Annotated in this window: 9 protein-coding genes; 1 reads left to right on the top strand and 8 read right to left on the bottom strand. The window is 70.6% G+C overall.

Annotation, left to right across the window (positions count from 1 at the left end):
• Positions 1-129 precede the first annotated feature (129 nt).
• The 5 genes from QTI68_RS23140 to mutL all read right to left on the bottom strand — a co-directional run bounded on the left by QTI68_RS23140 (position 130) and on the right by mutL (position 5,982).
• The gene (locus QTI68_RS23140) at positions 130-777 is read right to left on the bottom strand and encodes an ABC transporter ATP-binding protein (RefSeq protein WP_286524851.1); all 648 of its coding nucleotides are present in this window, start codon (positions 775-777) and stop codon (positions 130-132) included.
• Positions 774-1,733: a tRNA (adenosine(37)-N6)-dimethylallyltransferase MiaA gene (miaA, locus tag QTI68_RS23135; RefSeq protein ID WP_503011725.1), complete on the bottom strand. Its 960-nt coding sequence runs from the start codon at positions 1,731-1,733 to the stop codon at positions 774-776. The genes QTI68_RS23140 and miaA overlap by 4 nt, the downstream gene beginning before the upstream one ends.
• Positions 1,711-2,955, bottom strand: coding sequence for a multidrug effflux MFS transporter (locus tag QTI68_RS23130; protein ID WP_286524849.1), 1,245 nt, complete (start codon positions 2,953-2,955; stop codon positions 1,711-1,713). The genes miaA and QTI68_RS23130 overlap by 23 nt, the downstream gene beginning before the upstream one ends.
• 35 nt (positions 2,956-2,990) lie before the next feature.
• A complete protein-coding gene (locus QTI68_RS23125; RefSeq protein WP_286524847.1) occupies positions 2,991-3,965 on the bottom strand; it encodes an alpha/beta hydrolase in 975 nt (324 codons plus the stop codon).
• Positions 3,966-4,125: 160 nt separating this feature from the next.
• Entirely contained in the window at positions 4,126-5,982 is a 1,857-nt protein-coding gene (gene mutL, locus QTI68_RS23120; RefSeq protein ID WP_286524846.1) for a DNA mismatch repair endonuclease MutL, read from the bottom strand.
• Between the two features lie 49 nt (positions 5,983-6,031).
• Between mutL and QTI68_RS23115 the strand changes: the two genes are divergently transcribed.
• Positions 6,032-6,679, top strand: a complete 648-nt coding sequence (locus QTI68_RS23115; RefSeq protein WP_286524844.1) for a DedA family protein — start codon at positions 6,032-6,034, stop codon at positions 6,677-6,679.
• A 9-nt stretch (positions 6,680-6,688) separates the two neighbouring features.
• On the opposite strand, the gene QTI68_RS23110 is transcribed toward QTI68_RS23115, so the two are convergent.
• From QTI68_RS23110 to QTI68_RS23100, 3 genes are all read right to left on the bottom strand, one after another.
• Positions 6,689-8,041 (bottom strand): alpha/beta hydrolase, encoded by a 1,353-nt coding sequence (locus tag QTI68_RS23110; protein WP_286524842.1) that lies wholly within the window; start codon positions 8,039-8,041, stop codon positions 6,689-6,691.
• Between the two features lie 81 nt (positions 8,042-8,122).
• Positions 8,123-8,404, bottom strand: coding sequence for a YMGG-like glycine zipper-containing protein (locus QTI68_RS23105; protein ID WP_286524841.1), 282 nt, complete (start codon positions 8,402-8,404; stop codon positions 8,123-8,125).
• A 122-nt stretch (positions 8,405-8,526) separates the two neighbouring features.
• On the bottom strand, positions 8,527-9,441 hold the full coding sequence (locus tag QTI68_RS23100; protein WP_286524838.1) for a LysR family transcriptional regulator: 915 nt from the start codon (positions 9,439-9,441) through the stop codon (positions 8,527-8,529).
• Positions 9,442-9,491 lie beyond the last annotated feature (50 nt).

Genomic DNA, 9,491 nt, shown 5'->3' with positions numbered 1-9,491 from the left:
CGGCCGTGATGGCTCACGCCGATGGTGTGCTCTGCGCAGCGAAATAAAGGAGGAGCCCGAAGGGCGGGGGACATTCGCGGAGCAGAGTACGCCGTCGGCGTGAGCCCGCCCCGACCCAGGAAAGCCGAATCAGACCCGAATCCCTTCAGCGCTCAAATGCAGCACCCGGTCGGCGCGCGCCGCCGCGGTTTCGGAGTGGGTCACCAGCACCAGCGACGCACCCTGGGCGCGCGTCTGGGCCAGCAGCACGTCCATCACCCGCTGGGCGGTGCCCGGGTCGAGGTTGCCGGTCGGCTCGTCGGCCAGCAGCAGCGCGGGCGCATGGATCAAGGCGCGGGCGATCGCGACGCGCTGCAGCTGGCCGCCGCTCAATTGCTGCGGCAGGCGCGGGCCCAGGCCGGCGAGGCCGACGGCGTCGAGCATGCCGGCCACCCGCGGCGGGTCATTGCGCCCCAGCAGCATCAGCGGCAGCGCGACGTTCTGCGCCACGTCCAGGTGCGGCAGCACATGGAAGGCCTGGAACACGAAGCCGACATGCCGGCGCCGCCAGAGAGCGCGCGCGTCGGCGTCGAGCGTGCCGATGTCGGTGCCGTCGTGAACCACGCGGCCGGCGTCCCAGCTGTCGAGGCCGGCCATGCAGTTGAGCAGGGTCGACTTGCCGACGCCCGACTCGCCGACGATCGCCACGAACTCGCCGTCGGCGACCTCGAGCGTGACGTGCTCGAACACCGGCGTCTCTGCATAGCGCTTGCCCAGGTCGGTGATGCGCAGCGTCATGCGATCTCGAGCACCTGGCGGACCACCTGTGCGATCGCATCCGGCGCCTCGGCCGCGATGACATGGCGCCCCGGCATGCTGCGCAGCCAGGTCATCTGGCGCTTGGCGAGCTGGCGGGTGGCGGCGATGCCGCGCTCGCGCAGTTCGGTGATCGGCCACGCGCCGTCGAGCGCTTCCCAGGTCTGGCGATAGCCGACGCAGCGCATCGACGGCAGGTCGGCCACCAGGTCGCCGCGGGCGCGCAGCGCCTGCACCTCCGCGATGAAGCCGTCGGAGAGCATGGCGTCGAAGCGGGCCTCGATGCGCGCGTTCAGCCAGGCGCGCTCGGTGGGCTCGAGCGAGAACAGGGCGGTGGCCGGCGTTCCGCCGCCGGACCGCGTCGCGGCATGGAAGCTAGAGAGCGCTCGGCCGCTCGCATGCCAGACCTCGAGCGCGCGCTGGATGCGCTGGCTGTCGTTGGGCGCCAGCCGCGCCGCCGTGACCGCGTCGACCTCGGCCAGCCGCGCGTGCATCGCGGGCCAGCCCAGCGTTGCGGCATCGGCCTCGAGTTGGCGGCGCAGCGCCGGGTCGGCCGCGGGCATGGCGTCGATGCCGTCGGCGAGCGCCTTGAAGTAGAGCATCGTGCCGCCCACCAGCAGCGCCAGCTTGCCGCGCGCCGAGATCTCCGCGATCAGGCGCCGGGCGTCGGCGACGAAGGCGGCCGCGCTGTAGGCCTCGCGCGGGTCACGGATGTCGATCAGGTGGTGCGGCACCTCGGCCCGCTCGGCCGCGCTGGGCTTGGCGGTGCCGATGTCCATCCCGCGATAGACCAGCGCCGAATCGACGCTGACGATCTCGGCCGGCCGCCGGCGCGCGATCGCCAGGGCGGCCGCGGTCTTGCCCGCGGCGGTCGGTCCGGCGAGCGCCACGTAGCGCAAGGCACCCGGCGTCGTGTCAGTGGCCACGCGACCCCCCATGGCGGCGCACCAGGGTCCAGGCGACGGCTGCGATGCAGGCGCTCCAGAACCACATGCCGAGCGCCAGCGGCATCACGGTGCCGTCCATGCGGGTGCCGAGCCAGCCGCCGATCGCGAAGGCGGCGAGCATCATGATGAAGCCGTTGAGCGCCGAGGCGGCGCCGGCGGCCTGCGGGAACGGACCGACCGCGCCGCTCTGGCCGCAGGGCTGGTGGACGCCGTGGCCCAGCATCATGAGCGTCAGCGGCCCGACCAGGGCGGTGACCGAGACCACGCCGGCCAGCGCCAGCAGGCCCATCGCGGTGCCGCCCGCCAGCGTCAGGCCGGCGGCCCGCGCCACGCTGCCGCGCACGCCGTGGCGCGGCAGCCAGCGCCGGCAGATGAAGGTGCCGCAGATGTAGGCCAGCGAGTTCCACAGCATCACCAGCCCATACTGCGTCTTGCTGAGCCCGAGCACCTGGATGAAGACGAAGGACGACGACGCCAGGAACGTGAACAACAGCCCGTAGGACGCGGTGGTCAGCGCACTGAAGGCCAGGAACACCGGATTGCGCAGCACCGTCGCCCAGGTGGCGAGCAAGGTGCCGGGACGCAGCGCATCGGGATTGCGGCGCGGCAGCGTCTCGCCGAAGCGCTGGGCGACCAGGGCCAGCGTGCCGGCGCCGAAGACCGCCGGCACCAGCAGCGCCAGGCGCCAGCCGAACAGGTCGGACACCAGTCCGCCGATCGGCGCGCAGAGGCAGGCGATGACACCCAGCCCGGTGAGGGCGCGCGACATCACGCGGGCGCCGTCGGCCGGCTGGTACAGGTCGCGCACGATCGCGCGCGCTGCCATCACCGCCGCACCCATGGCCGCGCCCTGCAGCGTGCGCCAGACGATCAGGATCTCGATCGAAGGGGCCACCACGCCCCCGATGCTCGCGAGCACGTAGCCGCCCAGGCCCCACAGCAGCACCGGGCGCCGCCCGAAGCGATCGGACAGTGGCCCGAACACCAGTTGCGAGCTGCCGAAGGCGAGCAGCAGGGCGCTCAGCGTGAGCTGCGCGTGTGCCATCCGGGCCCCGAAGTCGGCGGTCAGGGCCGGCAGGGCGGGCAGGTAGAGATCGGTAGTGACCGGCTGGATGCCCAGCAGCAGCGCGAGCGTGAGGACGACCAGGGCCGGCGACATGCCCGAGTCGGACGGAGCGGTGCGGGGAAGGGCCGTGGCGGCAGGAGGCGGCATGCGCCCGAGGTTAACAAACGCGCCGCCGAGGCGGCTCAGATCGCCGGCGTGGGCGGGTGCGGCCGCAGCGCGGTGGTTTGCGCGGGCGTGGGCGTCGGCGGTGACGGCAGCGCCGCCGGCGGCACCGGCGCTTCGCCGCCCTGGACGGCCGTCTCGGTCGGGGGCTCCTTCATGCGAAAGAGCTGAGACAGGGCCGCGCGGTATTGCGCCTGGCCGATCGAATTGGCGTTGTGGTGCGAGCCGCCCTCGACCAGCACGAACATCTTCGGCACGGTCGCGGCGTCGTAGAGCTTGCGGCCCAGGGTCGGGTTGATCAGGCTGTCGGCCGCACCGTGCACCACCAGCAGCGGGGCGCCGATGTCCTTGACCTTGCTGATGGCCTCGAAGCGCTGGGTGATGAAGGGCCTGACGGGCAGCCAACCCCACTTGAAGCTGCTGGCCACGTCGGCGATCGAGGTGAAGGTGCTCTCGACGATGGTGCCGCTCTCGTCGTTCACGCGCGAAGCCAGGTCGATGCCGATGGCGCCGCCGAGCGAGTGGCCGAAGATGTAGCGCCGCTGCTTCGGGTGGTGGGCGGCGAGCCAGGTCCATGCCGCCAGCGCATCCTCGCGCGCCGAGTCCTCCGAGGGCAGGCCGGCCGAACTCTTGCCGAAGCCGCGGTAGTCGATGGCCAGCACCGAGAAGCCCAGTTCGTGCATGCGGCGCATGCGCGGCGCCGAGCCGGCGACGTTGTAGCGGGCGCCGTGCAGGTAGAGCAGCACCGGCGTGTCGGCCGATTCCGGCGCGCCGCCCAGCCACAGGCCATGCAGGCGCGCGGTCTCACCGGTGAGCGACGACTTGAAATCGATCCAGACGTCGTCCATGCCCTGGCTCATGGCTTCCGAATTGCCCCAGCTGCGGTCGCTCGGCTGGAAGATCCACTCGCGCTGGCGCTCGTCGAGGGTCGAACAGCCGCCGGCCAGCAGGGCGACCAGGGCAGTGGCGGAGGCGACGAGTGACCAGGATTTCATAGAAGGCTGAAGGACAGGCAGTGAGCCCGAAAGTTCAACAACAGACCCTATGCAACGGTCGTGCCGACCGGGTCGATGACCCGGTAAACCCTAGTATTTGTAACGCTTTTGGATGCCTTTCGACTTGTTTCCACGAAATGTAAGCGGAGGAAAAGCCTGCTCAGCGCCCGCGCATGAAGAGCGCGTCGAGCTCGCGGACCGACAACTGGCGCCAGGTCGGCCGGCCGTGGTTGCACTGGTCGGAGCGCTCGGTGGCCTCCATCTGGCGCAGCAGCGCGTTCATTTCGTCGAGCGTCAGCTTGCGGTTGGCGCGCACCGCGCCGTGGCAGGCCATGGTGGACAGCAACTCGTTCTGGGCCCGCTGGACCACGGTGCTGGCGTCGTGGAGCGCCAGTTCGGCCAGCACGCTGCGCGCCAGCTCGACCGGGTCGCCGTCGGCCAGGGTGCCGGGTACGGCGCGCACCGCCAGGGTGCGCGGCGAGAACGGCGTGATCTCGAGGCCGAGCGCGGGCAGCACCGCCACGCAGGCCTCGGCGGTCGCCACTTCCTGGGGGGTGGCGGCGAAAGTGGCGGGGATGAGCAGCGGCTGGCTGCTGATGGCCGCGCCGTCGAGCTGGGTCTTCAGGCGCTCGTACACGATGCGCTCGTGGGCGGCGTGCATGTCGACGATGACCAGCCCCTGGCTGTTCTCGGCCAGGATGTAGATGCCCTGCAACTGGGCCAGGGCGCGGCCCAGAGGCCAGGCATCGGCGGCGACGGGTTCGGACCGAGGCTGGGCGCCTGCAGGCTGCGCCGGCAGGTCCGGAGCGCGCTCCGAGGCGACAGCGAGTTGCGGGAACGCAGCCGGTGCTTCGCGCCGCTCGGCCGGCCACATCGCCGCCGCGTCGCCCAGCCCGCGTTCGGCACCGAACTGCATGCCGGGCTGCGTCCACGACGCCGAGGCCGGCGCCAGCCGGGGCTTGAAGAAAGGCTCGGCCGGCGCCGCCACCGCGTCGCCGGCCCGCGGTGCGGCCAGGGCGTCCTCGATCGCGTGGCGCACCGCCTGGTGCACCTCGCGGCCGTCGCGGAAGCGCACCTCGATCTTGGTCGGGTGGACGTTGACGTCGACCCGCGCCGGATCGATCTCGAGGTACAGCGCGTAGATCGGCTGGCGCTGGCCGTGCAGCACGTCCTCGTAGGCGCTGCGCACCGCGTGGGCCAGCACCTTGTCGCGCACGAAGCGGCCGTTGACATAGAAGAACTGCTGGTCGGCGCGCGAGCGGGCCGCGTCCGGAATGCCGGCGCGGCCGCTGACGCGCACCGGGCCGCCTTCGCGCTCGACCACCACGCTGTGCTTCACGAAGTCGTCGCCGAGCGTGTCGGCCAGGCGCTGGTCGCGCCCGGTGGCGGCGCGCCACTGCTCGACCAGGCGGCCGTCGTGCCAGATCGAGAAGCCGACCTCCGGGCGCGCCAGCGCGTGGCGCCGGACCGCCTCGATGCAGTGGGCCAGTTCGGTGGCATCGGTCTTCAGGAACTTGCGCCGTGCCGGCGTGGCGAAGAACAATTCGCGGACCTCGACCGTGGTGCCCGTGGCACGTGCCACCGGGCGCAGTTCGCCGGTGCGGCCGTCCAGCGCGAAGGCACCGTCGGCGCCGCTGAAGCGCGACAGCACGCTGAGCTCGGCAATCGCGTTGATGGCGGCCAGCGCCTCGCCGCGAAAGCCCATCGTGCCGACGGTCTCGAGGTCGTTCAGGCTGGCGATCTTGCTGGTGGCGTGGCGGCGCAGCGCCAGCGGCAACTCTTCGCGCGGCAGGCCCAGGCCATCGTCCTCGACCGAAATCAGCCGCACGCCGCCGGCCGAGAGCCGCACCGTGATCTGCCGGGCCCCGGCATCGAGCGCGTTGTCGAGCAGTTCGCGCACCACGGAGGCCGGCCGCTCGACCACTTCACCGGCCGCGATCTGGCTGATCAGTTCGTCGGGAAGTTCGCGGATCGGGCGTCGCTCGGCAGGGGCGAGGGAAGAAGGAAGGGCACTCACGGGGACATTCTAGAAGGGCCTGTCACGCCGCACCGGGATAATGCGCGCCATGGAAATCATCAGCTTTCTCATCGACTTCATCCTGCATGTCGACAAACATCTCGAAGCCTTCGTCATCGCCTACGGCACCTGGGTCTACGCGCTGCTGTTCCTGATCGTGTTCGTCGAGACCGGGTTGGTGGTGATGCCCTTCCTGCCCGGCGATTCGCTGCTGTTCATCGTCGGTGCGCTTTGCGGCGCGGGCCTGATGAGCTTCGGCCTGGCGGTACCGATCCTGCTGGCGGCGGCGATCCTGGGCGACCAGTGCAACTTCAGCATCGGGCGCTTCTTCGGGCCCAAGGTGTTCCAGTGGGAGAGCTCGCGCTTCTTCAACCGCCGAGCCTTCGACCAGGCGCACGCGTTCTACGAGCGCTACGGCGGCGTGACCATCATCGCGGCCCGCTTCCTGCCCTTCATCCGCACCTTTGCACCGTTCGTGGCGGGGGTGGCCGACATGACGCGCACCAAGTTCACCTTGTTCAACGTCGCGGGTGCGCTGCTGTGGGTGGTGGGCCTGTGCACCATCGGCTATTTCTTCGGCAACCTGCCGATCGTCAAGGACAACCTGGAGAAGGTCATCTGGGCGCTGATCCTGGTGCCGGGGCTGATCGCGCTGTTCGGCGCCTGGCGCGCCCGCCGCACTTCGGCCGTCCGCTGACGGCCCCCGCTACGGCCGCTGGCGCGCCGGCACGCGCGCCGACAGCGGCTGCGGCGCGTAGGCCGGATCGATGCGGCAGCCCTTGCCGAAGTCCGGCTCGAAGCGCTTGCAGCGGGCCGCGACGTCGGCCGGCGTCGGCTTCGTGCCGTGGTCGATCCAGTCGAGCAGCGCAGCGAACAGCGCCGGGTATTCGGCATCGCCCAGATAGCTGTGCTCCGATTCGCGGCTGAAGGTCTGGACCAGCAAGTCGGCCGTGCCGGCGCGTTCGCGCACCGTGCGGTAGGCCGATTCGAGCTCCACGAACGCGGTCGGGTCGTCGATGGCGTGCAGGCTCAAGGTCGGGATCTCGACCCGGCCGGTCGGGTCGCTGTCGGCCGCCAGCCTGGCCACCGCGGCCGGGTCGGCCCGATAGCGCAGCACCGCGGTGTTGAGCAGTGGGTCGTCGCGCGAGCCGCTGTAGACGGCGCCGATGTTGCCGAAGGGATTGCCGCCGTCGAGCCGCTCCTGCACCAGGTCGCGGAACAGGAAGGTCGACCAGTTCATGTTGGCGACCAGCGAACGCTCCGGGATCTTGACGGTGGTGAGGATCGCCTGCAGGTTGGCACTTTGCTGCGCGCTGCGGTCGACGGCAGGCTTGCGCACGCCGGTGCAGGCGTCGATGCGCCGCGCCAGTTCGGCGCGGCCCAACGTCGAGTCGCGCGGCAGGCCCTGCCAGAGCGGGTAGGCGGGCTCGGTCGGCAACGGATGGTTGTTGCAGACGTATTGGTAGACCACGCGCAGGTCGAGCCGGTAGTCGTAGGCCTGTGTGCCGCCGCCCAGCACGCCGCTGGTCAACAGCAGGCCGTCGTACGGGCCCTTGCCGCCGTCGACCCGGGCATAGAGCTCGGCCGCCTTGGCGGCGACGCCCGCGCCATAGCTCTGGCCGTGGAGAATGGTGCGCCGCGGGGCGCCGAAGTTCTGCACGAACCAGGCACGCAGGCGCTCGGTGTCCTCGGCCGCCATCGTGACGCCGTATCCGCCGCGGCGGTAGGTCGAGCCGGCCCAGGCATAGCCGGCCTTGACCGTGACGGACCAGCGCTGCAGGTCCTCGGTGGCACGCTCCAGCGTCGGTGCGCCGAGTTCGGGCCCGCCATGCGCGTGCATCACGAGCACGCGGTTCCAGTCTGCCGGAATCGCGACCCAGAAGAAGGCGCCGGCGCTGTCCTGTCCGCTGTAGCAGCGCGTATTGGCAGGCATGCCGGCAGGGCAGGCGGTGCTCGACGGCGCGGCGATGCCTGAGGTTGCCGGATTGCGTGCGGGCGAACCGCATGCACCGAGCACGAGCGCCGCGGCGACGGTGAAAAGCGAGGTCAGTTGTCTCATGCCGCGTTTATACGTGCCGTTGGACGGCGCATGAAAAAGCGCGCCCGTGGGCGCGCCTGTCGTTCATCAGGACCGGGTGGCTCAGTAGCTCGGGCCGTTGTTCGGGTAGTAGCTGTTCTGCGGGTAGTAGCGGCGCTGGTAGTTGCGCTCGTCGACGCTCTTGCCGACTTGGTTGCCGATCAGGCCGCCCACTGCCGCGCCACCGACGGTAGCTGCGGTGTTTCCGCCGATCGCATTGCCGACCAAGGCGCCACCGACCGCGCCGCCCGCGGTGCCGAGTTGCTGGTTGGGGCCGCCGGCGCAGCCCGCCAGGGTCATGATGCCGGTGGCCGCTGCGGCCACGATCCAGAGTCTCGTCTTCATGTTGTCCACCTTTCAGTGATTGGATGGATTCATTGTTCAAGAAAGGCGCGCGGCGCATGTAGGAGCGGGCCCCGGCGTGTTGAGCGAATCCACGATCGCGGCGTGCGCGACAAACCCCTGGGTCATCCGGGCTTGAGGCTGCCCAGTCGGTCGACGACCATCTCGTGCAGCGCCTGCGCGGCGACCGAGAGACTGCCCTCCCGGCGCCGCACGATATAGAGCGTGCGCTTGAGCGATGCATGCACCAGCGGCCGCGTGACCAGCGTCTCGCGCCGGAAATGGAACAGCGTGAGTGCCGGCACCGCGCTGATGCCCAGGCCGGCTTCGACCAGCCCCATCACCGTCGCCAGGTGCTCGACTTCGAAGCGCGTGTTGAGCCGCAGCGGATGCAGAACCGCGTCGATCGACTGGCGCACGCTGCTGTTGCGCGTCATCTGGATGAAGGGCCAGGGCGCCAGCTTCTTCAGGGTCAGGCGCGGCTCGGTGGCCAGCGGATGGTCGGCGCGGCAGACCAGGTGGAAGCGGTCGCTGCAGAGCCGGCGCGCCACCAGGTCGCTGGCCGTTGCGGTGCCCGCGTCCGATGCGGCAAGCGCGAAATCGACCCGGCCGCCGCGCAGCAGCGCGATGCAGGCGTCGGACAGCGCGTCGTCGAGTTCCAGCGTGATGCCGGGCCAGCGCTGCTGGAACTCCTTGAAGATCGCCGGCAGCCAGCCCGCGGCGAACGAGGGCAGGGCCGCCACCCGCACCCGGCCCGTGCGCCGCTCCACGTGGTCGGCCAGGTCGGCCAGCGCGCTGCCCATGTCGTCCAGCAGCCGCCGCGCCGAGCCCTCGAACAGCCGGCCTTCGGGCGTGAGCTGCACGCTGCGCGTGTCGCGGTCGAACAGCCGGGTGCCCAGAGCCTCTTCGAGCGTGCGGATCAAGGTGCTGAAGGCGGGCTGCGACAAATGGCTGGCCTGGGCGGCACGGGTGAAATTGCGCTGGTCGGCGAGTGCCAGGAAGGCGCGCAGCTGGCGGCTGGAGAGGTCCGGGTTTTTCATTTGAATCTTGGATGAATCTATCTGAACTTTCGATTTCACGGATGATTTTG

The sequence above is a fragment of the Variovorax sp. J31P207 genome (assembly GCF_030316965.1).
In the GTDB taxonomy this organism is placed as follows: Bacteria; Pseudomonadota; Gammaproteobacteria; order Burkholderiales; family Burkholderiaceae_C; genus Variovorax; species Variovorax ginsengisoli_B.
The sequence above is the reverse complement of the archived record's forward strand: the minus strand, read 5'-3'. Positions and strand labels throughout refer to the sequence as shown.

What these genes read in the sequence shown, in the direction of transcription:
- QTI68_RS23105 (WP_286524841.1), bottom strand. Translation starts at nt 8,404, where the DNA reads ATGAAGACGAGACTCTGGATCGTGGCCGCAGCGGCCACCGGCATCATG.
- QTI68_RS23140 (WP_286524851.1), bottom strand. Translation starts at nt 777, where the DNA reads ATGACGCTGCGCATCACCGACCTGGGCAAGCGCTATGCAGAGACGCCG.
- QTI68_RS23130 (WP_286524849.1), bottom strand. Translation starts at nt 2,955, where the DNA reads ATGCCGCCTCCTGCCGCCACGGCCCTTCCCCGCACCGCTCCGTCCGAC.
- QTI68_RS23125 (WP_286524847.1), bottom strand. Translation starts at nt 3,965, where the DNA reads ATGAAATCCTGGTCACTCGTCGCCTCCGCCACTGCCCTGGTCGCCCTG.
- miaA (WP_503011725.1), bottom strand. Translation starts at nt 1,733, where the DNA reads ATGGGGGGTCGCGTGGCCACTGACACGACGCCGGGTGCCTTGCGCTAC.
- QTI68_RS23100 (WP_286524838.1), bottom strand. Translation starts at nt 9,441, where the DNA reads ATGAAAAACCCGGACCTCTCCAGCCGCCAGCTGCGCGCCTTCCTGGCA.
- QTI68_RS23110 (WP_286524842.1), bottom strand. Translation starts at nt 8,041, where the DNA reads ATGAGACAACTGACCTCGCTTTTCACCGTCGCCGCGGCGCTCGTGCTC.
- QTI68_RS23115 (WP_286524844.1), top strand. Translation starts at nt 6,032, where the DNA reads ATGGAAATCATCAGCTTTCTCATCGACTTCATCCTGCATGTCGACAAA.